Consider the following 22521-nt stretch of genomic DNA (forward strand, 5'->3'; position numbering starts at 1 on the left):
CCTGTACTCGTCAACACCGGCGAGCCTCAGCTGCGATCAGCGAGGTGCCCGGTCAAGTTCGATGAGCCTCGTTCCTCGCTCGGCTTCGCTCCTCGACTGCCCCTCTGGGCTTCACCCAGTGCGCTCCGCCCGTCACGCAGACACGCGGTAGACACTCGATCTAACGACTCAACTGCCCGGGCAGGCCGCGGTCGTAGCTGCCGGGGGTCAGGTCCCACTCGACTCTGGCGCGCGTCGGTTGCGCCGTGCCGACATCAACATCAGTGTCGGCACCGCCTTCGGGCCGTCTTCGCCGTCGGGATCGTGGGACGCCTGCTGCTGCGGTCCGAGAACGGCGGCGGCCATTGACATGCGCGCGCGGCGCTACCGCAGCCGGGTGACCGACACCTCGACGAACATGTCCACGGCCGGGCCGCCCGTGAAGATGCCGCGCAGCGGCGCGACATCGGAATAGTCGCGACCGTGGCCGACGACGATGTGATGGTTGGCGACCTCACCCGAGTTGGTCGGATCGAGGCCGACCCAGTCGCCCGCCCAGAACTCGAGCCAGGCATGCGACTCCCCTGTGGTCGGCTCACCCACGGCCCCGTCACCGGCCATCAGGTAGCCCGACACATATCGGGCCGGCACCCCCGCGCTACGCAGAGCCCCGATGAGCAGGTGCGACAGGTCCTGGCAGACGCCGGCGCCCTTCGTCCAGACCTCCTCAGCCGTCGTGGTCACGCTCGTGACGCCGGGGAGATAGGAGACCCGCTGACCGACCAGATCCCGCACGTACGTGACGAATTCGTTTGGTGCAGCGCTGGATTCGGCCAGTGCGCGCACTGCATCCGCCAGCTCCGGCGCGGCGGCAACCAGCGGCCCCTCCTCTAGGTACTCCGCGAAGTCGTCGAGGACCTTGGGTGACCGCAGCGTCTCCCACGACGCAGAGCGGTAGACGTCCTGCCGCCGGTGGACGTCGACGGTGCTCGTCGAAAGCACCTGCAACTCCTCGTGGTGGCGATGCACCTCGAAGGCCGTGACCCATGTACCCCAGTAGTCGACGAAGGCATGGGTCCACGCCGGCGGTGAGGCCTCCATGCGCGTGGAGAGCACCGACTGGTCGACATTGGACACCGGCGTCATCCGCGCCTGGTTGAAGGACGATGTCGCGGCGCCGGCATAGTGGTAGCCCGTGCGATGGGTCACGCGCAGCGTGATGCTCATACGCCGCCTCCCGTCCACGCCGGGGACAGCGCCCCGACGAAATACCGCTGACTGATGGCCGCGTCGACGCTGATGCACACCTGCTGCAGCCGGGCCAAAGCCTCCGGCAGCTCGGTGAGCAACTCGCTCAACGGTTCATACTCCAGCTCGGTGCGGGCCCGGCCCAGGATGCGCAATGCTTCGCTGTCGAAACCGCTTCGCAGAGAGCCGGGTTCGAGCTCCGCCAGCGCCGACTCCGCCATCGTCAGCGAATAGACGACAGAGCGGGGGAAGAGCCGGTCGACGAGCAGGAATTCCGCCGCGTCCTCATCCAGGGTGGCCGCGCCATGGGTGCGCCGGAAGGCATGGATAGCACCGCACGCGCGCAACGCGTTGTTCCACGCCGACGACGATCGCCGGCTCACCGCCGCCCACAGCATGAGCCGCGCGCTCATGTCCACCCGCTCGATCGCTCGCCCGAGCCGCAGGAAATGCCAGCCCTCGTCATGGCTCATCGTGGAGTCGGCCATGCCTGCGATGAGCGCGCACCGCTCCCGCACATATGTCAACCCCGCGACCGGCCGCATCCGCCGTAATTGCCCGGCGCGCACCGCATTCCACGTCGCGTTCAGGCTCTCCCACATCTCCGGCGACACCGTTTCCCGCGCCCTGCGGGCCGCCTCCCGGGCACCCTCCAAGGACGCCAGCACCGAGCACGTGGAGGTGTGGTCGTACTGCAGCATCGTGAGCAGTTCTTCCGGCGCCACCGGTCCGGTCGTGCCCGGCATGCCCAGCACGGCGAGCAGGGTCGTCGCCGATTCCTGCGGATCGGTCGACGGGTCGTCTACCATCAGCTGCAGGTGCACATCGAGGATCCGGCAGGTGTCCTCGGCCCGCTCCACATAGCGGCCGATCCAATAGAGCGATTCGGCGATCCGGCTCAGCATCCTCCCGCGCCTCCTTGCTGTTGCTGCTCCTGCTGCTTGCTGTGCGGCTCGACCATGTTGTGATCCGGCGGCTGCACCGACAGCGAGATCGACTCGGGCACAAAGGCGTTGGGTAGGACGACCGGTTCCGGTGCGCTGTCATCCTCCAGCACCCACGTGTCCTTGGACCCGCCGCCCTGGCTGGAGTTGACGATGAGCTCGCCTTCCGGAAGGGCCACCCGGGTCAGGCCGCCCGGCAGCACCCACACGTCCGACCCGTCGTTGATCGCGAACGGCCGCAAGTCGACATGCCGCGGAGCGAGCGTGCCGTCGATGACCGTCGGCACCGTCGACAGCTGCACCACCGGCTGGGCGATCCACCCGCGCGGATCGTCGATGATGCGCTGCCGCAACGCATCCAGCTCCGCGCGCGAACTCGCCGGCCCGATGCTGATCCCCTTGCCACCGGAGCCGTCGACCGGCTTGACCACGAGCTCATCGAGCCGGTCCAACACCTCCTCGCGGTGCGCGGGCTCCTCCAGCCGCCACGTGTCGACGCCGGGAAGGACCGGCTCCTGACCGAGGTAGTAGCGGATCAGATCCCCGACATACGTATAGACCAGTTTGTCGTCCGCGACCCCGTTGCCGACGGCATTGGCGATCGTGACATTGCCACGGCGAGCCGCATTGATCAGCCCGGCGACCCCGAGCAGCGAATCGGCGCGGAACTGCGAGGGATCCAAGTATTCGTCATCCACCCGGCGATAGATCACGTGCACGGGGCTCAAGCCTCGAGTTGTCCGCACGGACACATGTCCGTTCTGGCACAACAGGTCCCGGCCTTCGACGAGTTCGACGCCCATCATCCGGGCGAGCAGGGCGTGCTCGAAGTATGCCGAGTTGTAGACCCCCGGCGTCAGCACGACGATCGTCGGATCGTCGATGCCGCGCGGGGCGCAGGCGGTCAGCGCGGCCCGCAGCCGGCTCGGATAGGTCTGCACCGGACGGATGCGATGCTCCCCCGCCACTTCCGGCAACGCCGAGGTGATCGCCCGCCGGTTGGTCATCACATAGGAGACCCCGGACGGCACCCGGAAGTTGTCCTCCAGCACCCGGAACCGGCCCTCCGGGTCGCGGATCAGGTCGATGCCGGCGACGTGGATGCGCACGTCGTTGACCGGCCGCAGCCCGGCCACCGCCCGATGGAAGTGGTGCGAACTCGTCACGACCTGCCGCGGGATGACGCCATCACGAAAGAGATCACCCTCGCCATAGATGTCGGCGAGGAAGCGCTCCTGCGCAGCCACCCGCTGCCGCACCCCCGCCTCGACGACGGCCCAATCGGCCGGCTGGATGACCCGCGGGAGCAGGTCCAGCGGGAACGGCGTCTCCTGACCGCCGATGTCGAAGGTGACCCCCTGATCGGCGTAGATGTGCTGCAGGAACTCCACCCGCGTGCGCATCTCGGTGGGATCTATCCGTTCCAGACCTCCCACGACCTGCTCGTATGCCGGCCGCACCTGTCGGTCGGCCGTGAACATTTCGTCATAGACACCCCCGCCCGGGCGGTAGTCATCGATCCACGCGCTCACAGGCCGCAACATACGGCCCTCGGGTTTCGGGCGTGTTTCGCGATCAACGCCACCCGCCGCCCGCCCACGCGTGGCACCCGGCGCATAGTCTGGGCGCGATGCCCTCGCAACTTCTGGCCGCGCTCGCCGCACTGACCCCTCAGGACCTGCTCCGGCGGCGGGGGGCCGTCGCACAACTGGTGCAGGACGACGGGATCGCGGTCGGCCCGGACGGCCCCGACGGTCCGCACCCGCTGCGACTCGACCCGCTGCCACTCGTCATACCGGCGGCTGACTGGGCTCTCCTCGAAGCCGCGCTTGCCCAGCGTGCCGAACTGCTCGACCTGCTCCTCGCCGACATCTATGGCGAGCGGCGACTGATCGACGGTGGGGTCCTGCCGGCCGAGATCATCATCGGCCATCCGCAGTTCGTCGCCCAGGCCGACGGCATATCGACCCGCCACCGGCTGCTGCTCACCGCGACGGATCTCGGCCGCGACGAGGCCGGCGAATGGCGCCTCCTCGCCGACCGGACCCAGGCGCCCGTCGGCGCGGGCTATGCGATGGCCACCCGCCGGGTCACGGCCCGCGCGCTGGCCGCGGTGCACCGCGAGACCGATCTGCGCCGGCTCCGGGAATTCTTCGACGCCATGCGAATCGCGTTGCAAGAGAGCGCAAGCGAGACCAGCGACCTGGCTCACGTGGCCATCCTCACCGATCCCGAAGGTGGTGAGACGGGCTTCGATGAGGCACTGACCGCCACTCTCCTCGGCTTCCCCATCGTGCACGCCGAAGACCTCTCCCTCGACGGCGGACGCGCGTGGCTGCGCACCACCGATCGGCCCGAACCCATCGATGTCATCGTGCGGCGCGTCAACGGCGGCCGGGCCGACCCCTTGGATCTGACAGGTGGCCCCGGGGGCGGGGTCCCCGGGCTCGTCGAGGCCACCCGACGCGGCATCGTCACGGTCGTGAACCCGATCGGCGCCGGGGTGCTGGAGAACCCGGCCCTCGCGGCATACCTGCCCGCGATCAGCCGCGCCCTCCTCGATCAGGACCCGCTGCTGCCCGCCGCCCGCACCTGGTGGTGCGGCGACGCCGAGTCCTTGCGGTATGTCGGTGCCCATCTCGAGGACCTGCAACTCGCCCCGATCTCTCCCGCGCCCGACAACCCGCGGGTCTTCGTCGCCGGCCTGACCGCCGCGGAGCGGGCCGAACTGTGGACGCGGGTCCAGGCGCAACCGTGGGCCTGGGCGGCATCGGAAGTGCTGCCGCCGTGGATGAACGACGTCGTCACACCGGACGGGCTGAGCCCCCGCGCGAGTGTGCTGCGCACCTTCACCGTCGCCGGCTCGGGCAGCCCGGTGGTGCTGCCGGGCGGTCTGGCGCGGCTGGCCACGGAGGCCGGTGACCGCCGCGTGCCGGGACTACGCGACGCCATCGCCAAGGACGTATGGGTCGTCGGCGAAGGCCCGGGGCCGCGCGCGTCCGGGGCGACACCCGCCGAGCCGATGATCACCGGCAGTCATGGGCGCGTCGCGTCGGTCCCGCTGCCGCCACGCGCGGCCGACGACCTGTATTGGTTCGGCCGGTATGCCGAGCGCGCGGAGTCCACCGCCCGGCTGATCATGGTGGCCGACGACCTCGTCGAGGACCACGTGCGGCGCCCCGGCACACCCGGATACGAGGCGATGCAGGTGCTTCTCGACGCCATCGACGGCGTCACCGTCGTGCACCGCGACCGACCCTCCCGGCGGGACGCCGCTCCCCGGCAGCAGGCGGACCGGCCGAGCGCACCGCTCGCGCACCTGCATACGCTCACCTTCGACGGCGCCCGCTCGGGGACGGTGCGCTATTCGGCACGCCGGGCAGCACGCGCCGCTGGTCAAGTGCGACAAGTCCTTTCGCTCGACACGTGGATCGTCCTGAGCCGGCTCGAACGCACCCTCACGACGCCGATCGACCCCAGCGAACAACTCCAATCCGTGCTCGCCCGCACCATCGAGTCCTTCCTCGCGCTCTCCGGAATCGCCGCCGAAGGCATGATCCGTGATGCCAGCTGGGCCTTCTTCGACGCCGGCCGGCGGGTCGAGCGCGCCCAGGAAACCGTGCGGCTGCTGCGGCACGCCCTCGGCGAACCGCATGCCCGCCGTGTCGACACGCTCGTGCTCGATGCGGTCCTGCGGTCTCGGGAGAGCCTGATCTCCCACCGCCGCCGGGTCGCCGAGCGGCACCCCGCCGACACGCGCCTCGCGATCGCCTTGGACCTGCTCCTGACCGACGCGAGCAACCCCCGCGCGCTGACCTATCAACTCACCCAGCTGGTCGCGGATGTCGGCACGGTGAAGACGCCCGTGCGCGAAGCCCTGAGCGCCGCGACCACGGTGCTCGACGGCGGCGACATCGTCGCCCTGGCCCGGGACCGCGACCGGCTGACGGCGTGGCTGCGCGACCTGGAATCGTCCGTGCGCGCCGTGTCCAAGGCTCTCGACACGACCACGTTGCGGCACCGCTCGCCCGGTTTGGCGTTCGAGGAGCCGCGGTGAAAGCCGTTCGCGCCGAACATCATTCGTCGCGGCGCTATGAGGTGCGCCATGTGACGACATATGCCTATCCCGACGATGTCACCTCGTCCTACGGCCGGGCCTGCCTGCGTCCGCGAGACACCCCCGAGCAGCAGGTGCTCGAGCACACCATGCAGATCGACCCGGTGCCCGATGCCTTCGTGGAGCATGTCGACCTCTTCGGCAACTACAGCCACTATCTCGAGATCCACACCCCGCACCGCACCCTGCGCGTGGCCAAGCAGAGCATTCTCTGGGTCCACCGGCCCGCGCCCGACCTCGGTGCCCTGGACGCGTGGACCGTGGCGGCCGCCGCCGCGGTCCCGGACAGGGAGGCGCCGCTGGAGCGCGCGGCATACCTGCTGCCCTCCACCTTGGTCGACCTTGCCCCCGAGGTCCGGGCATATGCCGAGCGCTACCTCCCCCCGGACGCGGGCCTGGGCGCCGGGCTGGCCGCTCTGACGACGGGCATCTTCACCGACTTCCGCTATGCCAAGGGCGCGACGACGGTGCGCACCACCCTGCCGCAACTGCTGCAGATCGGCGCCGGTGTCTGTCAGGACTTCGCCCACTTGGCCATCGGCGCCCTGCGCTCCGTGGGCATCCCGGCACGCTATGTTAGCGGCTATCTCGAGACGAGCCCGCCGCCGGGCAAACCCAAACTTCAGGGTTCGGACGCGACCCACGCGTGGGTGTCGGTGCGCACGCCGGACGGCAGCTGGCTCGATCTCGATCCGACCAACGACTGTGTGGCAGACTCGCGCTACCTGATCACCGCCTGGGGCCGCGACTACCGCGACGTCTCCCCACTCAAGGGCGTGATCTTCACCGAGGGAAGCGGCAGTTCCCTCGACGTCAGCGTGGACGTCACTCGATTGCCCGACTGACAGGACCCCCCCATGACCGACAATCCCGCGCTGACCCGCGACGTTTCCGCCCACCTCACCGCCCGCGTGACGCAGGAGGCGGAGATCGTGCTGAGCCTCGCCACGGCATACCGCCCCTCGGAGGAAGAGCTGAGCATCACCGTCGACGGTGCGCCCGTGCCTTTCGAACAGGTGGTCTCGACCCACGACACGCGCCTGCACATCGTGCCCAAGACGCCTGTTGGCACGCTCGAAGTGCGTTATGCGGCAAAGCTTTTCGGTGACTTGCCGATCGATCCACGACACGACGGTCCGGCTGATCGAATTCTCTATCTGCGGCCGAGCCGCTACTGCGAATCCGACACCCTCGCCGAGGTCGCGGCGGCCGAGTTCGAGGGGTTGGCCGGCAAGGACCTGCTCGACGGGGTCAGCTCCTGGGTGGGCCAGCGGCTCGCCTATGTCAGCGGCTCGAGCCGCCCGACCGACGGCGCCGTTCAGACCTATCTGTCCCGGGCCGGAGTATGCCGCGACTTCGCCCACCTGGTCATCGCGCTGCTGCGGGCGCGGGGCGTGCCAGCGCGGTTGTTGTCGGTCTATGCCCCGGGTCTGTCGCCGATGGACTTCCACGCCGTGGCCGAAGCCTGTCTGGACGATCGGTGGTATGTCGTGGACGCCACCACCCTCGCCCCGCGCGCCGGGATGGTCCGGATCGCGACCGGCCGCGACGCCTCCGACACCGCGTTCCTCACCGTGCACTCCGGGCGCCTCGACCTGACCGGGATCGAGGTCAACGCGACGATGTCCCCCGCCCTCCCCGACGACGACGTCACCGCGCTGGTCTCGCTGGCCTGAGACGAGACGCGACCCCCGTCGAGAGCGCACGACACGCCGTTAACACTCGGTGTTTACGGCGTGTCGTGCACTCTCCACTGGCTTTCGGGTCCAGGGCATCGACCGCTGCCGGGCGTTGACCGCGAGTAGGGTCCGGCAGCGATCGACCCTCAAGCCAGGCCGTGGCGGGCCCGGCTGGCCTGCTCCTGCTTGCGGAATTGTCCGAAGCGGGGCAGGAACTTGTCCCAGTCGATGATGTGGGCGTCGATCTCGGGGCCGTCGATGCAGGCGTGCTTGCGCACGGTCTTGCCCTCGATGGTCACCGGGACCATGCAGGCGCCGATCATGCCGGTGGCGTCGACCATGATGGAGTTGAGGCTGGCGACGGTGTGCACGTCATACTTCTTGGCGAGATCGGCGACGGCCCGCATCATCAGCGGCGGGCCGATGGTGACGACCTCGGCGATGCGCCGACCGGTCCCCGCTCGAGCAGCCTCGAGCATGGTCTCCAGCGGCGTGGTGACGAAACCTTCGACGCCGAAGGTGCCGTCGTTGGTCGCGTAGATGACCTCCAGCGTGTCCGGGAACTCCCGCTGCAACCCAGCCATCCGCTCGTCCTCGCCCGTCCAGAACAGCAGTGAGGCAGAACGGAATCCGGCGATCAGCGTGACGTGGTTGCCGCGCCGCAGGTGCTCGCGGGCGATCGGATAGACCGGCGGCAGGCCGAGCCCGCCGGCGGTGAAGACGACGGTCTCGGTGGCCGGGTCGTAGGCGTTGATCTCGCTCGGCCGGCCCAGCGGGCCGGCGATCCCGGCGAAGGAGTCACCGACGTTCATCTGGTTCATCTCTATGCTCGAGGTGCCGACGCCCTGGATGACCAGGCAGATCGTGCCCTTCTCGGTGTCCCAGTCCGCGAGGGTGAGCGGGATGAGTTCCCCGTCCTCCCACGGCAGCACGCGCACGAACTGACCGGCCTGCGCCGCCTCGGCGATCACCGGCGAGTGCACGATGATCTCCTCGATCCCGTCGGCCAGGTGCGCCTTGGCGACGATGACCTGGCTCGCCGAGGCGCGCTCGGTGTAGTCCTTGGCCTTGGCCACCATGAGCGGGATCTGGTCGGCGGGGACGTCGAGATGCCCGACGATCTCGCGCGCGGCGGCTTGGCCGTCGCCCGCGGCGTTGATCGCCGTTGATCCGCCGCGGGCGGCGTCTCCTCCGGAGTACACCCCCTCGATGGACGTTTCTTGAGATCCCTTGTGCTCCAGGTCGATCGTGCCCCACTTGGTGAACCAGTTGAGCGATGCGGGACCGCTGAACCACCAGGTCATGACGGTGATCAGACAGAAGCTTGACCTCACGCGCAGGTCCGTCCAGCTCAGCGACGGGAAGGTCGGGGTGACGTAGCGCAGCCAGGGCTACGGCCTCGGCGTCGATCGGGTCGGACTTACCAGGTTCGCGGCTGCTGCCGCGAGCACCGGCCATGAGCCGAGTCGGCACCCGCAGCACGCGTTGACCCGCAGCCAAGAGGTCGGATTCCAGCCGGCGGGTGAGGTGGCGGCAGTCCTCCAAGGCGAACCTGACGCCGTGCTCGTCGTGGTCGGCGAACTGTGTGGCCCACTCGACCAGCGCGAGGTGGCCCTCGGCGTTGGTCCGGACCGTCTTGGTGCCGAGTCTTCTGCCGACTTCGTCGAGCGCCACGACCGTGTGGGTGCGCTTGTGCGAGTCGGTGCCGATCACGACCATCCATGGACCTCCTACGTCGACGGGCTATTCGGGCGCCCTGTCGGCAGCGAGGCGGGCACGCCTCAATTCAGCGCGAAACTCGCAAGCAGGCTCCTATCAAGCCACGCCACCGCTGCCGACAGGGCGCCCGACCGAGGCCGCACATCGGAGAGAAGCCACCGAGTGCCGTTCGTAACCCGGGCCAGCGAAGAAACGAGCGAACCCCGATCGGGCACGATCACTTTGACATTGACACGAAGAAAGTCGTTGCCGCGCGGAGGATCTCCACGTCCTCGCGCAGCCGCTTGTTCTCGGCCTGGAGCCGCTTGATCTCAGCGTGCTCCTCGCTCGTCACGCCCGGCTTGGCGCCCGCGTCGATCTCGGCTTGGGCCACCCAGCGACGCACGCTCTCTCGGCCCAATCCGAGCCGCTCGGCCACGGCCTTCGACGCGGCCGTCACCGACGGGTAGTCCTGCTGGTGCTCACGCACCATCCGCACCGCGCGCTCACGCAGCTCGGGATCGATCTTCTTCGGCATGATGCTCATCCTCCTGGACTCAGAAGGGAGCGGCATCAAACCTGGGGCGCTTCACAACCGTGGTACACGAGAGCACGCATGGTGCGGCTCCTTCGGTGGGTGGGCTGCCGGCCGGGGGCCGGGTTCGGTGCGGGTCGGTCTCAGAAGGCGCTGGCGGCGGCTTCGGCGACGGCCTGGTCTTGGTCACCGGTTCCTCCGCTGACGCCGACGGCGCCGACGACCTGGCCGTCGCGTTCGAGCGGGATGCCACCGGCGAAGATCATCACCCGACCCGTTGGAGGCGTGGATGCCGTAGAACTGCTCACCGGGTTGGGCGAGGTCGCCGAGGTCTTTGGTGGCTGTGTCGAACGCGCGGGCCGTGAAGGCTTTGTTGATCGAGATGTCGATGCTGCCCAGCCACGCTCCGTCCATCCGTACGTGAGCGACGAGTGTGCTTCGCGTTGCGAACGTGCGTGGGCGGACTACGGGAGCTTGGACGCGAGGACGTCGGCCGCCAGGATCTCGGGTGCTGCGCCGAGGAGGTGCTGGTTGGCCATCAGGGCTGCGACGATGGCGCCGTTGGCGTGGGCGTCGCGAGCGGCCTCGTCGGGGAATGCATCGAAGATCCAGAAGGTGTCGGCGTGGGTCCTGACCGCGAACCAGACAATCGTTCCTACTTCTTCGTTGGCGAGCGCGACAGCGCCGGCGAGCAGATCGGCGAGCGCGTCGTGCTGTCCATCGGCCGCGACGATCTTGGCGACGAAGGCATACGGAAGTGATGCGGGTGTGGACATGAGGGGTTCTCCTAGGTGTCGAGGTTTCTTGGTGAAGCGAGTTCAGCGTATGACGAGCAAGGGCAGGTGAGAAGTGGCGTATACGACAGTATTGCTATTGTTCGCGCCATGCGTATCGGACTGATCGCGATCGACGGCTGCTTCGGTTCGGCGGTCGCGTCGATCATCGACATCGTGCGGGTGGCCGACGGAGCCCGCAGCGATGTCGACCCGCGGATCGACCCGATCGAACTCGCCATCCTCGGACCGAAACGGCGAGTGACCACGACAACATCGATGACCCTGTCGGTGGACCACCCGCTGTCGGAGTCCGCAGACTTCGACGTGGTCGTCGTCCCTGCGCTTGGAACCCTCACGGCCGCCGCTACCCACGACGCCCTCCAGAGCCGAGATGCTCGTTCGGTCATCGCCTCGCTCGGGCGCCTCGACGAGGCGACCACCCGGATCGCCGCGGCGTGCACCGGCGTGTTCGCTGTCGCCGAGACCGGACGGATGCATCATCGGCGGGCGACGACCAGCTGGTTCCTGGGGCCGGAGTTCCTGAAGCGCTATCCGACCGTCGCCCTCGATCTCGACACCATGGTCGTGGTCGACGGGAACCTCGTCACCGCCGGCGCCGCGTTCGCCCACATCGACCTCGCGCTCTCACTCGTACGATCGATCAGCCCCGACCTGGCCCAACATGTCGCCAAGCTCCTCATCATCGACGAGCGTCCGTCGCAGGCGGCCTTCGTCGCCTACGAACATCTCCGGCACGAGGACCCGATCGTCGTCGAGTTCGAACGCTTCGTGCGCGCCCGCCTGGACGAACCGTTCAACGTCACCTTCGTCGCGCAGTCGCTCGGCACCAGCCGGCGCACCCTCGAACGACGAGTCCGTGCGGCGCTCAACCTCACCCCGCTCGGCTTCGTCCAACGCCTTCGCATCGAACGAGCTCGGCACCTCTCAGCAACCACGGACCTCACCTCCGCCGAGATCGCGCGACGGGTCGGCTACGCGAACGCCGAGACTCTGCGCTCCCTCCTACGCAGGGAGCGACGCCGTTCCTGACCTATCGCCATGCCTGTACCCGGTGTCCTAATGCTCGACTGGAACCACCTCTCAGCACGTCGCGTCGACGCTCCTGCGTCGCCCCTGGACGACCCACTCGACACGCCCGCAGCACAAGCCATGTGACGTGTCCCGGCTTCCCGGACGGTCGGGGTCGGGTGGCTGTGATGTCGCTGCGTTCTCGTCGAGGGGGTCAGCAGACTCGATCAGGGTCGATTGGGATGAGACGCGAAGGCGCTCAGGTCATGGCGGCCGAAGCCGGCCGACGGGGTAGCGTCGGTCACGTCGAGGTCTTTCGGATGGATGGCGTAGGAACCTCCATCGTCGGGAGACCTCGACGTCTACCTGCGGACCGACGCGCCCGGCCGACCTACACCCTCATCCGGGAAGAGCCGACTTCGCTCCTCGACTGCCCCTCTGGGCTTCACCCAGTGCGCGCCGCTCGACTCGGGTCGACCATGGATACGGCTAAGCGCGGGCTGCGCTTTCTGGGTGAAGCCCTCGGGGCAGGAGATTCGTCGCTGCGCTCCTCGACTGCCCCTCTGGGCTTCACCCAGTGCGCTCCGCCCGTCACTTGGACGCGCAGCAGCCGCTCGTTCTAATGAGTCAGATGCGCGGGCAGGGCGTGGTCGTAGCTGCCGGGGGTGAGGTCCCATTCGACGCGGACGCGCGTCGGATGCGCCCCGCCGTCATCAGTGTCGACGCCGTTTTCCGTTGCTACGCAATCTTTTTCGCGGCCGGGTGGTGGCTTGGTGGTGAGGTGGCCGGCGAGGCGTCGGGTGTGGACGATGTGGTGGTGGTAGCTACAGAGCAGGGCGGCGTTCGCGAGGTCGGTGGGGCCGCCGTCGATCCAATGTTTGAGGTGGTGGGCGTCGGTCCAGCCGGCGGGTTTGGAGCAGCGGGGGTAGCTGCATCCGCCGTCGCGGACGTGTAACGCCCGGATCTGGGCTCTGGTGAAGAGGCGTTTGGTTCTTCCGATCAGGACGGGGTTCCCGGCCTCATCGACGACGATGGGCGAGATGTCCGCGCCGCAGGACAGGGTGCGGGTGGTGGCAAGCGCGAGGTACCGTCCGGCGTCGACGCCACCGATCGCCTTCCCACACCCTGACGCCTGCCCGCCGCCGGTGCCTGCGGCGGCTTGGAGGTCGGTAAGTTTCACGATCACGGAGAGTTGGGTGCCGGGTTGTGCGGGGACGGTGTCGCCGGCCCGGACGGCCCGGCTGACGAGGTCCAAAAGGCCGTCGGCGCGGCGTGTCACATACGACCGGGTGTCCGCTTCCCCGTCCGGCCCAGGCACGGGTTTCGTTAGCGGGTCGAGGGCGGCTTCGACGATCGCGGCCGCCGCCGGGTCGAGGCGTAGCCGGTATTCGGTGAGCCCGTCGACGGGGTCGGGGGTGCCGGTGCTGAACGCGCGGTGGGCGCGGGCTCGCTCGTCGCGGTCATCGAGCCGGTCGGGACGCCCGAACCGGGCATACAGTTCCGGGCGAATTCGCCGTATCTCCCGCGGATCACCGCCGCACGCGTAGTCGGCGTACACGCCCCATACAGTGCTCACGGCGTCGGGTTGCAGGTCCGGGGTTAGGCGCCGCATCTCGGCGTGTGCCAGGGTCGCCGCTGCGACCGACGCTTGACCGGTGAGCACCGCCACCCCGAGGGCTTCCCCGGGCTGCCCGGCCGCGAGCGGTCCTGCCGTGCGCGTCACGGTGGCTGGCGCGACCGCCTCGGCGACTTTGACGACCGTTGACGCGGTCCGGGCGGTGTGCCGCGGCGATACTGCGGCGACCCAGTCCGTTGGGGTCAACGCGACCGCTCCCGTCCCGGGCAACCCGCGGGTCATGGCGTCGGAGGCGATCGCGACTTCCGCCGCTTCACCCATCAGCAGCAGGCGACCGATCTCGGTGAGGAGTTCTTCGACCTCATCCCGCCCAGTGAGTGACACGCATTCGTGCACGGTTGCGAGGGCGTCGCGGCATTCCGCGACCCGCGCCAACACGACCGCGAGACTCGGCCTGGCGGGGCCTGTCCCGGTGCTGTCGTGAGGGGTGATCGCCATAGTCGATGATACACCCGTTCGACCCCCAGGCGCAACCCCTGGATGCACCTATTTCATTGCAGCGCAACATGATTCGTGAACGAGATGTCCTATCAGAGGGGTCTGACAGCCCGTTGCGCGTGGGGCGGGTCGGGTCTCGCGCGCACTGCATTCTCCGGGGGCTTCACGGGGGTGGGTGGGAGTCGAGACGTCGATGAGTTGACGGTTTCGGAGCGGACTGGGGGAAGCCCGGAGGGGCAGTCGAGGAGCGGAGCCGAGCGAGGCACGAGCGAGCGCAGCGACGAATCTCCTGCCCCGAGGGCTCCCCCAGGAAGCGCAGCCGAAACCAGACGAGCCCACTGCCAAGCGGAGAGCACTGGCCAGGCCCGAGGGCAGTCGAGGAGCGGAGCCGAGCGAGGGACGAGCGAGCGCAGCGACGAATCTCTTGCCCCGTGGGCTTCACCCAGGAAGCGTAGCCAGACGAGCTCACTGCTTGCCGAGGCGCCAAGAGCGAGGAACGAGCGAGCGCAGCGACGAATCTCCTGCCCCGAGGGCTTCCCCCAGGAAGCGCGGCCGAAACCAGACGACCGCCCGGTCGGCCAAAGTGAGGGTGCGGCGGCGACCCCGGCACTGTGCCCGAAATGCAGCACAAGACACCGGCATGACGAAAGGGCCCTGACGAGAGAGCGCCCTGTGCAGGGCGCTGTGGTCAGCCGAGTTCGAGGGCGGTGATGCGCCAGCCGGTGCTGGCGGCATCGGCACGGATGGCCATGGCCCGGACACGGGGGCCGACGTTCAAGAGCACGACGGCCTCGACGACCGCCGGGTCGGGACGGGTGACGCGGATACGCACGACATTGGGTCGGCGGATTCGGTCGACGCCCGGCTGGGTGGGCTGGGCAGCGGCGCGGCGGCGGGCACTGGCATACCGGCGGGCAACGGCAAGATAGACGTCAGGGGAGCAGGAGCGGACTACCTGGGCCGGTGGGCGCAGGCCCGCCATGACCTCCAGAACCGCCTGGCAACCCGCGCGCAGCCACGGCTCGGGATCGGGCAAGTCCGTTGCAGGAGTGTCATATTCGGCGTCGCTGCGCCGGGGCATGAACTCGAAGGCGAGCGCGTCCTGGACGTACAGCGCCGCGCGTTGGGCTTCGATCTCGAACTCATTCCAGGGAATGTCCGGGTCGAGATAGGGCGGCCGATGCTCTGGGATAGGCAGGATGCGGATCGGCGGCAGGGTGGTCGTGCGGACGGTCGTGCTGGTCATGGACGCTCCTTCGGGATCATCAGCCGCAAACCGGGGTGGATGAGGCCTGGGTCGGCGCCGATGCGGGCGCGGTTGGCGGCATACCACCGCGGCCACTCAGCGGCGATCTCGGCTTGCGAAGCGCGCGGCCCCAGCGAGCGCGCGACGATGTCCCACAGGCACTCACCGCGGCGCACCACCACCTCCTGATCACTTTCGCTGCCGCTGCCGAGCAGCCGGATCTGGGCCTGGCTCGTGGTCGACGGTTCACTGGCTGGCCAGCGCGGATCGGGTGCCACCCGCGGCACCGCCGAGGTGCTTTCGAGGCTGGCGCCACCGGTGGCCGCACCCGGGTTCGCGGGCGCCGTGATCACGGTCGCGCTGAGCGCCGGTGCAGCTTGCGCCGCGCTGCCCCCGGCGCCCACGAGCAGTGCCGCGATGCGCACCGCCCACGGCGCCCGCGTCCGATGCGTATGCCGCAGGGTCGTGGCCGCCAGCGCCGCACGCGTCACTTCGATCCCCGCGAGCAGCAAGCCCACCAGTCCCACGGTCAGCAGCAGGCTGCCGACGAGGGACTCGGGGTCACCCGACGGATCCCGCAACAGTCGCACCGTGTCGACGGCCGCGGCGGCGCACAGCAGCAGGACAAGAGCATCGGCGAGCCACAGCAGTCCCAGCGACGCCACCACTCGGGCCGGCCCCGGCTGCATCCGTCCCTTCATGCCAACCCCAATCCGCTGCGTTAGATGTCGTTTGATGCAGTTTGGTGCATCTAGTCACCCTTCGCAACCGGAAGCCCCGCCGCCTGTGGATGTTCACCATCCAGAGGGTCGAGAGCTGTGGATGACCCGATAAGCCTCGGCCGTGGCGTCACTACGCTGGACACCATGGAGGCGGGGCGCTGGGAACGACTCTTTGCTGATCTCGACGCTGCCTTGGCGGCGCAGGAGCGCCGGGAACGCGATCTTGAAATCGCTGACCGGACCCGGACCGAGCGAGCCAAGGTGACGCTGATCGGCCGGTTCGCTGCCCATCTCGGCGAGCCGGTCGATGTCCGCCTCCAAGCGGGCATCCGCGTCCACGGACGGCTCGCGGACGCGGGCGCGGATTGGCTCGTCATCAGCCCCGCACCCGGGCGGGCGGCCCTCGTCCCGCTGGCCTCAATCGTTACCGTGGCAGGCCTGGCCCCACGCAGCGCCCCGGAGGGCATTGGCCGCCGCTTCGGTCTTGGTTACGCGCTGCGCGAAATCAGCCGCGACCGCGCCCGAGTGCAAGTCCTCGACACCGGCGGCGGGTCCAGCGAGGGCACGATCGATGTCGTGGGCGCGGACTTCCTCGACCTGGCCGAACACCCCCGCGATGAAGCCCGGCGTCCAGGGAACATCCGCTCGCTCCGCACGATCCCCTTCGCCGCCATCGCCTGCGTCCACAGCCAGTAGCCCACTCGACGCGGCGTTCAGTCCCGCGAAGTCGCCTGGGCGCGAACGAAATCGGCTGTCTCGGCATACATCCTGGCGATGTAGTCCTCGAGCACACTCGTCTCGACCCGCCACTGCCCACGCCCACCGATTTTGATCGCCGGTAGATCACCAGAACGCACCAAGGCATAGGCCTGCGCTGCCGAGATATCGAGGATCTCGGCCAACTCCGTCAAGGAGATGAAGCGCTTCGGCATGCCCCGATTGTGCCGCACGGGCCACCGCTCGCCACGGCAGGTTGTCCACAGGTGCCCGGCGTTCGAGATGCCGATCCCAGCGCTCTGGGTAATGCTGTGCTCCAGACCACTGCCGTTTCACTCTGGGGGATCGATGACGTCATTGCCTGCGCCCGCCGCCGCCCGCTTGCGGCGACCGAGTTGGCGAGACACCCGTTTGCTCGTCGGGATCGCGCTTGTGCTGCTCGCCACGGCCCTCGGCGCCATGGGCCTGCGGGCCGCGGACAGTCGCACCACGATGTATGCCGCCCGCGAGGCGTTGGTGCCCGGGGAGCAGTTGACTTCGGAGAAGCTTGTGCGGGTCGAGGTCCAGCTCTCGGACCTCGCCTCGGGATATCTCTCGGTCGATGGTGGCCTGCCGAGCGATGGCTATGTCCTCAGCGATATTCGCGCGGGGGAGTTGGTGCCCAAGGCCTCGGTCGGCACGGGGTCTCAGGTGCGGGTCTCGCCCTTGTCCATCGCGGTCGATCAAGCCTCTGCCGGTGCTTTGGTCATTGGATCGACCGTCGATGTCTATGCCAATACGCCCGACCCAGCCGCCGGGCGCGACGCGTGGAAGGGGCCGGAGCGGGTGCTCGAGCGGGTCGCGGTGGCCCGGCTCAGTGACGGCTCAGGCTTCGGCGGCGGGTCCGGCCGCAGCGCGGTTCAGGTGCTGGTTCCGCGCGAGAACGTCGGGACGGTCATCGGGCTCGTGGACTCAGGCGCAAAGTTCACGCTCGTTCCGGTCCCCGGATCGGCCCAGCGGGAGGTCTCGTGAAGTCCCGCATCCTGACCGCGCTCGAACCAGAGCAAGAGTCCTCGCTCGTCGCTCGACTTGGGGGCCTGCGTGATGTCGACTTGGTGCGCCGGTGCCCCGATCTGGCGGATCTGGTGGCGGCCAGCGCTGCCGGGCTCGCGGATGTCGCCATCGTGTCGGCGAGCCTGCGGGGCCTGGACCGTGACGCCCTCGCGCAAGTGCGCGCCGACGGGGTTCAGATTGTTGGCCTGAGCGTCACGGAGCACGACGAGCGGCGGCTGCGCCAGTTCGGTATCGCCCAGATCGTCGCCGCTGACTGCACCACCGAGGAACTTGACCGAGCCCTTCGCGCCCACGTTCGCCCCGCCGTGCCTGCCGACCCGGAGGCCGGCTGGGCCGCCTTGGAAGCGGGTTTGGACCCGCGCGAGGCCGAGTTGGCGCTGACCCCACCCGCTGACGTCGCAGACGACAACGGTGAGGGCGTGAATGTCGGCAGTGGCCGCATCGTCGCGATCTGGGGTCCCACGGGTTCCCCCGGGCGCACCACGATCGCCACGAATCTGGCAGCCGAGTTGACCTTGCAGGGCCACACCGTGCTCCTGATCGACGCCGACACCTATGCCGCCTCCGTCGGTCAGCATCTGGGTCTGCTCGATGAGGCTCCTGGAATCGCCGCGGCCGCCCGCGCCGCTGAACTGGGCACGCTCGATCTGCCCGTGCTAGCCCGACTGGCACCAACGGTCGATCCTGGATTCCGGGTGCTGACCGGCCTGCCCAGCGCCGCGCGCTGGCCCGAGGTCCGCGCGGATTCGCTCTCGCACACCCTCACGCTCGCCCGCTCGCTGGTCGACATCACCGTGATCGACTGCGGCTTTTGCCTTGAGGATGACGAGGATCTCAGCTATGACACCCGGGCGCCCCGACGCAATGCCGCCACGTTGACCGCCCTGACGGCCGCTGATGACATCATCGCGGTCGGCTCCGGTGATCCGGTCGGCCTGCAGCGTCTCGTCCGCGCGCTCGCCGACCTGGAAGCGGCCGTGGGCACCGCGCCCACCGTCATCGTCAACCGGGTGCGATCCTCCGTCGCGGGTATGTCGCCCGAGCGAGCCATCGCCGAAACACTGGAACGCTTCGCCTCCGTTCGCGTCGACCACATCGTCCCGGACGACCGCGCCGCCCTCGACCGCTCCCTTCTTGCCGGAAGACTCTTGCACGATGTGGCCCCGAAATCACCGGCGCGCAACAGGATTCGAACGATCGCGAACGAACTCGCCAAGGCTCCTGTCAACGAAGCCCTCTCCGCGCCTGTGCGCTTCGACCTCCGGCGTGGCTTCCGCCGCTGGTCCACCGCGTGAGGCATTAGGGTCGGGAAGACCGGCGAGTACACCCGGACGAGGCAGGTCGAGGAGGACCCGATGACGGATCGTGCGGCCTTCCTGGGCTGGCCCGCCCTGCGGCAACTGGCGACCGGCGACTACCTCGGGCGCGGCCAGGCGGTCGTCAGCAAAAAGACCCGGGACAAGCTCGCCCGCACCGCCACCGCCGACAAGGTCGTGAAATCCGTCTGCCCCTATTGCGCCGTCGGCTGCGGCCAGAACATCTTCGTCAAGGACGGCAAGGTCGTCCAGATCGAGGGCGACCCGGACAGCCCGGTCAGCCGGGGCCGCTTGTGCCCCAAAGGCAGCGCCAGCGAACAACTCGTCAACAGCCCGACCCGCCAGACCACCGTCCTCTACCGCGCGCCATACGCCACCGACTGGTCGCCGCTCGGTCTCGAGGAGGCGACCGACATGATCGCCGACCGCGTGATCGAGACCCGCCGCCGCACCTGGCAGGACAAGGACGAGAACGGGCAGTTCCTGCGCCGCACGATGGGCATCGCCAGCCTCGGCGGCGCGGCGCTGGACAACGAAGAGAACTACCTGATGAAGAAGCTCTACACCGCCATGGGAGCCATTCAGGTCGAGAACCAGGCTCGCATTTGACACAGTTCCACGGTTCCCAGTTTGGGAGCCTCGTTCGGGCGCGGCGGCGCCACGCAGTTCGTCCAAGACATCGCGAACACGGACTGCCTCATCATCCAAGGCTCCAATATGGCCGAATGCCATCCGGTCGCCTTCCAATGGGTGACCGAGGCCAAACTTCGCGGTGCCCGGGTGATCCACATCGACCCCCGTTTCACCCGCACCTCCGCCGTCGCCGACAAGCACATCCCCATCCGAGCGGGCAGCGATGTCATCCTGCTCGGCGCGCTCATCAACCAGATCCTGCGCACCGGGAGCTACTTCGAGGAGTACGTCGCGGCATACACCAACGCCTCGATGATCGTCTCGGACGACTATCAGGACACCGAAGATCTCAGCGGCGTCTTCTCCGGCTACGACCCGGAAACCGGGCAGTACGACCTGACCTCGTGGGCCTACAGGTCCCGCAAACCGGGTGAGGACGACATCGGTGAGGCAGGCCCCGAGGAGCACGGGGCGGCCAAAGCGGCATCGGCCGCCGGCCACGCGCATGGTGCCGCGGGCGCGCCGCTCGATCACGCCTTGATCGAGCGCGACCCGACGATGCAGGATCCCCGCTGTGTCCTGCAGATTCTGAAACGCCACTATGCCCGCTACACCCCGGACCTGGTCACCTCGGCCTGCGGGATCTCCGCTGCCGACTTCGCCTATCTCTCGGAATCCCTCGTCGCCAACAGCGGCCGCGAACGGACCACGATGTTCGCGTATGCCGTGGGGTGGACCCAGCATTCGCTCGGGGCCCAATTCATCCGCACCGCGGCGATCCTGCAATTGCTCATGGGCAATGTCGGGCGACCGGGCGGCGGGATCATGGCCCTGCGCGGGCACGCCTCGATCCAGGGGGCCAGCGACATACCCACGCTCTTCAATCTGCTGCCCGGCTATCTGCCGATGCCTACGGCAGGCAAGGACGAGACCCTCGCCCAATTCCTATCCGCGGTTTCCTCACCTCGGCAGAAGGGCTTTTGGACGCACGCGGATGCCTACCTGGTGAGCCTGCTCAAGGCCTGGTGGGGGGATGCGGCGCAGCCGGAGAACGACTTCTGCTACGACTACCTGCCGCGGATGAATGGCAATCACAACACCTATCAGTCGGTCCTCGGCATGATCGCCGGCACCGTCGAGGGCTATTTCCTCCTCGGCCAAAATCCCGCCGTCGGCTCGGCGAACGGCCGGCTGCAGCGCCTCGGTATGGCGAACCTCAAGTGGCTGGTCGTGCGGGATTTCAATCTCATCGAGTCCGCAACCTGGTGGAAAGACGGACCGGAGATCGCGACCGGGGAGCTGGAGACCGACAAGATCGGCACCGAGATCTTCTTCCTCCCGGCGGCCAATCACGCGGAGAAGGATGGCACCTTCACCCAGACCCAGCGGATGCTCCAGTGGCATTTCAAGGCCGTCGAGCCGCCCGGTGATGCTCGCTCCGATCTGTCCTTCTATTACGTCCTCGGCAAAAAGATCCGCGAGCGCCTCGCGGGGTCCACCGACCCCCGTGATCGGCCGTTGCTAGACCTGACCTGGGACTATCCGCAGGACGAGCATGGCGAACCGGACGCCGATGCCGTGCTGCGCGAGATCAATGGCACCTATCTGAGCGGCGAGCAAGCCGGCCAGGCCCTGCCGGGATTTGGGGCGCTGAAAGCCGACGGGTCGACGGCCTCCGGATGCTGGATCTACTCCGGGGTCTATGCCGATGAGGTCAATGCCTCCAAGAACAAGCTGCCGGACGCGCAGCAGAGTTGGGTCGCGCCGAACTGGGGCTGGGCGTGGCCGATGAACCGGCGCATCCTCTACAACCGGGCGTCCGCCGATCCGCAGGGCCGCCCGTGGAGCGAACGCAAGGCCTATGTCTGGTGGGACGAGCAGACCGGCCGATGGGTGGGCCATGATGTCCCCGACTTCCCGCTGACGACCGCCCCGTCATACCGCCCCGCCGACGGCACCAGCGGCCCCGAGGCGCTGGCCGGCGATGACCCGTTCATCATGCAAGCCGACGGCAAGGGCTGGCTGTTCGCCCCCAGGGGCATGATCGATGGCCCGCTGCCGACGCACTACGAGGCGCAGGAAAGCCCGATCGGCAACCCGCTTTATCCTCAGCAACGCAATCCCGCCCGGCTGGTCTATCCGCACAAGGACAACCTCACGGCGCCGTCCTTCGGCGAGCCTGGGGCCGATGTCTATCCCTTCGTGGCCACGACCTATCGCCTGACCGAGCACCATACGGCCGGCGCCATGAGCCGTTGGCTGCCCTATCTCTCGGAACTGCAGCCCGAGTTCTTCTGCGAGGTCTCCCCGGAACTCGCCGCGGAGCGCGGACTGGTCAATGGCGGCTGGGCCACCCTGATCTCGCCGCGTTCGGCGATCGAGGCTCGGGTGTTGGTGACCGAGCGGATGACGCCGCTGATCATCGGCGGTCGCACGATCCACCAGATCGGTATGCCGTATCACTGGGGCGTCGGCGGCACCGGCGCCGTCGTCACGGGCGACTCGGCCAATGATCTGCTCGGGGTCACCCTTGATCCCAATGTATCGATCCAGGAGAGCAAGGTCAGTTCCGTCGACATCCAGCCCGGCCGCCGGCCCCGCGGGGAGGCCCTGACGCGCCTGGTCGCCGATTATCAATCTCGTTCTGGCGCAACGGTGGTCACCGGTAACGACATCGTGAACGAGAACGACGAGCGGGAGGAGCGCCGGTGAGTGTCACGAGCCGAAGGGGCCGCTGGGGGGAGGGCTGGCGCGC

The 22521-nt window shown here is 68.5% G+C and carries 18 protein-coding genes and 3 pseudogenes; 8 read left to right on the forward strand and 13 right to left on the reverse strand.

Going from position 1 to position 22521, the window contains the following annotated elements; all coding sequences use genetic code 11:
* Positions 1 to 363 precede the first annotated feature (363 nt).
* From ABD225_RS09640 to ABD225_RS09650, 3 genes are read right to left on the reverse strand one after another with little or no spacing between them, the layout of a single operon-like run.
* On the reverse strand, positions 364 to 1206 hold the full coding sequence (locus ABD225_RS09640; RefSeq protein WP_344084179.1) for a transglutaminase family protein: 843 nt from the start codon (positions 1204 to 1206) through the stop codon (positions 364 to 366).
* Positions 1203 to 2132 carry an alpha-E domain-containing protein gene (locus tag ABD225_RS09645; protein WP_344084182.1) on the reverse strand — a complete coding sequence of 310 codons (930 nt, stop codon included), beginning with the start codon at positions 2130 to 2132 and terminating at the stop codon, positions 1203 to 1205. The genes ABD225_RS09640 and ABD225_RS09645 overlap by 4 nt, the downstream gene beginning before the upstream one ends.
* Positions 2126 to 3703 carry a circularly permuted type 2 ATP-grasp protein gene (locus ABD225_RS09650; protein WP_425564381.1) on the reverse strand — a complete coding sequence of 526 codons (1578 nt, stop codon included), beginning with the start codon at positions 3701 to 3703 and terminating at the stop codon, positions 2126 to 2128. The genes ABD225_RS09645 and ABD225_RS09650 overlap by 7 nt, the downstream gene beginning before the upstream one ends.
* A gap of 98 nt (positions 3704 to 3801) precedes the next feature.
* Here ABD225_RS09650 and ABD225_RS09655 point away from each other — a divergent pair, with 98 nt between their 5' ends.
* Genes ABD225_RS09655 through ABD225_RS09665 form a run of 3 tightly spaced genes read left to right on the forward strand, consistent with a single transcriptional unit; the run spans position 3802 to position 7964 of the window.
* Positions 3802 to 6228: a circularly permuted type 2 ATP-grasp protein gene (locus tag ABD225_RS09655; RefSeq protein ID WP_344084185.1), complete on the forward strand. Its 2427-nt coding sequence runs from the start codon at positions 3802 to 3804 to the stop codon at positions 6226 to 6228.
* Complete coding sequence (locus tag ABD225_RS09660) at positions 6225 to 7133, forward strand: transglutaminase family protein (RefSeq protein ID WP_344084188.1); 909 nt, start codon at positions 6225 to 6227, stop codon at positions 7131 to 7133. Before ABD225_RS09655 ends, ABD225_RS09660 begins: the two co-directional genes overlap by 4 nt.
* A 30-nt stretch (positions 7134 to 7163) precedes the next feature.
* A complete protein-coding gene (locus tag ABD225_RS09665; RefSeq protein WP_425564386.1) occupies positions 7164 to 7964 on the forward strand; it encodes a transglutaminase-like domain-containing protein in 801 nt (266 codons plus the stop codon).
* Positions 7965 to 8113: 149 nt separating this feature from the next.
* Here ABD225_RS09665 and ABD225_RS09670 read toward each other — a convergent pair whose 3' ends face one another.
* The 6 genes and pseudogenes from ABD225_RS09670 to ABD225_RS09695 all read right to left on the reverse strand — a co-directional run bounded on the left by ABD225_RS09670 (position 8114) and on the right by ABD225_RS09695 (position 10976).
* Positions 8114 to 9271, reverse strand: coding sequence for a sulfide/dihydroorotate dehydrogenase-like FAD/NAD-binding protein (locus ABD225_RS09670; RefSeq protein ID WP_344084194.1), 1158 nt, complete (start codon positions 9269 to 9271; stop codon positions 8114 to 8116).
* A 13-nt stretch (positions 9272 to 9284) separates the two neighbouring features.
* Positions 9285 to 9686, reverse strand: a pseudogene (locus tag ABD225_RS09675) (IS110 family transposase); the annotation flags it as partial.
* Between the two features lie 238 nt (positions 9687 to 9924).
* Positions 9925 to 10203: pseudogene (locus tag ABD225_RS09680) on the reverse strand (transposase); the annotation flags it as partial.
* Between the two features lie 140 nt (positions 10204 to 10343).
* A complete protein-coding gene (locus ABD225_RS09685; RefSeq protein WP_425564382.1) occupies positions 10344 to 10466 on the reverse strand; it encodes a heme-binding protein in 123 nt (40 codons plus the stop codon).
* Between the two features lie 67 nt (positions 10467 to 10533).
* A pseudogene (locus ABD225_RS09690) lies at positions 10534 to 10614 on the reverse strand (heme-binding protein); the annotation flags it as partial.
* Positions 10615 to 10664: 50 nt separating this feature from the next.
* A complete protein-coding gene (locus ABD225_RS09695) occupies positions 10665 to 10976 on the reverse strand; it encodes a putative quinol monooxygenase (protein WP_003941073.1) in 312 nt (103 codons plus the stop codon).
* Positions 10977 to 11084: 108 nt separating this feature from the next.
* On the opposite strand from ABD225_RS09695, the gene ABD225_RS09700 reads away from it, so the two are divergent.
* A complete protein-coding gene (locus ABD225_RS09700) occupies positions 11085 to 12026 on the forward strand; it encodes a GlxA family transcriptional regulator (protein ID WP_344084201.1) in 942 nt (313 codons plus the stop codon).
* A 598-nt stretch (positions 12027 to 12624) separates the two neighbouring features.
* Here ABD225_RS09700 and ABD225_RS09705 read toward each other — a convergent pair.
* The 3 genes from ABD225_RS09705 to ABD225_RS09715 form a co-directional block, all read right to left on the reverse strand.
* The gene (locus ABD225_RS09705; RefSeq protein WP_344084204.1) at positions 12625 to 14079 is read right to left on the reverse strand and encodes an HNH endonuclease signature motif containing protein; all 1455 of its coding nucleotides are present in this window, start codon (positions 14077 to 14079) and stop codon (positions 12625 to 12627) included.
* A gap of 688 nt (positions 14080 to 14767) precedes the next feature.
* The gene (locus tag ABD225_RS09710; RefSeq protein ID WP_344084208.1) at positions 14768 to 15325 is read right to left on the reverse strand and encodes an Rv3235 family protein; all 558 of its coding nucleotides are present in this window, start codon (positions 15323 to 15325) and stop codon (positions 14768 to 14770) included.
* Positions 15322 to 16014: a LysM peptidoglycan-binding domain-containing protein gene (locus tag ABD225_RS09715; protein WP_344084211.1), complete on the reverse strand. Its 693-nt coding sequence runs from the start codon at positions 16012 to 16014 to the stop codon at positions 15322 to 15324. Before ABD225_RS09715 ends, ABD225_RS09710 begins: the two co-directional genes overlap by 4 nt.
* 129 nt (positions 16015 to 16143) lie before the next feature.
* Here ABD225_RS09715 and ABD225_RS09720 point away from each other — a divergent pair, with 129 nt between their 5' ends.
* Complete coding sequence (locus ABD225_RS09720; protein ID WP_344084214.1) at positions 16144 to 16743, forward strand: hypothetical protein; 600 nt, start codon at positions 16144 to 16146, stop codon at positions 16741 to 16743.
* 17 nt (positions 16744 to 16760) lie between these two features.
* On the opposite strand, the gene ABD225_RS09725 is transcribed toward ABD225_RS09720, so the two are convergent.
* On the reverse strand, positions 16761 to 16979 hold the full coding sequence (locus tag ABD225_RS09725; RefSeq protein WP_344084216.1) for a helix-turn-helix domain-containing protein: 219 nt from the start codon (positions 16977 to 16979) through the stop codon (positions 16761 to 16763).
* A gap of 133 nt (positions 16980 to 17112) precedes the next feature.
* Here ABD225_RS09725 and ABD225_RS09730 point away from each other — a divergent pair, with 133 nt between their 5' ends.
* The 3 genes from ABD225_RS09730 to fdh are packed head-to-tail and all read left to right on the forward strand — an operon-like array spanning position 17113 to position 22478.
* A complete protein-coding gene (locus tag ABD225_RS09730; RefSeq protein WP_344084218.1) occupies positions 17113 to 17775 on the forward strand; it encodes a hypothetical protein in 663 nt (220 codons plus the stop codon).
* Positions 17772 to 19112, forward strand: a complete 1341-nt coding sequence (locus tag ABD225_RS09735; RefSeq protein ID WP_344084221.1) for a CpaE/TadZ family protein — start codon at positions 17772 to 17774, stop codon at positions 19110 to 19112. Before ABD225_RS09730 ends, ABD225_RS09735 begins: the two co-directional genes overlap by 4 nt.
* 60 nt (positions 19113 to 19172) lie before the next feature.
* Positions 19173 to 22478, forward strand: a complete 3306-nt coding sequence (gene fdh, locus ABD225_RS09740) for a formate dehydrogenase (protein ID WP_344084225.1) — start codon at positions 19173 to 19175, stop codon at positions 22476 to 22478.
* The last annotated feature ends 43 nt before the right edge of the window (positions 22479 to 22521 follow it).

It is taken from the genome of Nostocoides veronense (assembly GCF_039531185.1).
GTDB classification, from domain to species: Bacteria; Actinomycetota; Actinomycetes; order Actinomycetales; family Dermatophilaceae; genus Nostocoides_A; species Nostocoides_A veronense.